Source organism: Halomonas sp. BM-2019 (assembly GCF_017584085.1).
Genome location: NZ_CP071922.1, coordinates 2,804,925 through 2,806,128 on the forward strand (window position 1 = coordinate 2,804,925; position 1,204 = coordinate 2,806,128).

The 1,204-nt window shown below is 69.2% G+C and carries 1 protein-coding gene; it reads left to right on the forward strand.

Annotation, left to right across the window (positions count from 1 at the left end; all coding sequences use genetic code 11):
* Positions 1-156: 156 nt before the first annotated feature.
* Positions 157-1,204, forward strand: a 1,048-nt coding sequence (bioB, locus tag J5F18_RS14010) for a biotin synthase BioB (RefSeq protein ID WP_346299209.1), incomplete at its 3' end; no start/stop codon positions are given.

Consider the following 1,204-nt stretch of genomic DNA (forward strand, 5'->3'; position numbering starts at 1 on the left):
TCGGCCGCCCCCAGGCAGAAGGCGCAGTGACCCGGCAGCTGGCGGCGCAGGGCCTCGTCAACCCGCCCCCAAAGCCGGGTTGACAAGACGCGCCACTGGGGTAGGCTTTCCGTCAACCGTCTTACCACGACCAAGTTGACCATAAGCGAGCCCCCCATGTCCGCCGCGACTCCCGCTATCCAGACTCCGCCATCCGCTACCCAGACCCTAGCCGCCGACGCCGCGGTTCGCCACGACTGGACCCTCGACGAGATCGAGGCGCTCTTCGCCCTGCCCTTCAACGACCTGCTGTTCCGGGCCCAGCAGGTGCATCGCGCCCACTTCGACCCCAACGCCGTGCAGGTCTCCACCCTGCTCTCGATCAAGACCGGCGCCTGCCCGGAGGATTGCAAGTACTGCCCCCAGTCGGGCCACTACAACACCGGGCTTCCCAAGGAGAAGCTGCTGGAGATCGAGAAGGTGGTGGAGCAGGCCAAGGCCGCCCTGGACGCCGGCGCCAGCCGCTTCTGCATGGGCGCGGCCTGGAAGAGCCCGCGGGAGAAGGACCTGGAGGCGGTACTGGAGATGGTGCGCCGGGTCAAGGCGCTGGGGCTCGAGACCTGCATGACCTTAGGGATGGTGGACGGCGACCAGGCCGGGCGCCTCGCCGAGGCGGGGCTCGACTACTACAACCACAACCTGGATACCTCGCCGGCGTACTACGGCGAGATCATCACCACCCGCACCTACGCCGACCGCCTGGCGACCCTGGGCCATGTGCGCGACGCCGGCATGAAGGTGTGTTCCGGCGGGATCCTCGGCATGGGCGAGGCGCCCCGGGACCGCGCCGCCCTGCTCCAGCAGCTTGTGCGCCTCGAGCCGCATCCGGAGTCGGTGCCCATCAACATGCTGGTAAAGGTGCCGGGCACGCCGCTGGAAGACGTGGAGGACCTGGACCCCATCGAGTTCATCCGCGCCATCGCCGTGGCCCGCATCCTGATGCCGAGGAGCCATGTGCGCCTCTCCGCCGGTCGCGAGCAGATGGACGACGCCACCCAGGCGCTGGCCTTCCTGGCCGGCGCCAACTCCATCTTCTATGGCGAGCGGCTGCTGACCACCGCCAATCCCCAGGCGGAGCGCGATCGGGCGCTGTTCACCCGGCTCGGCCTGCATCCCGAGCGCCGGGAGACCTGCGTCGATGATGCCCGCGCCCAGGCCAGCGTCG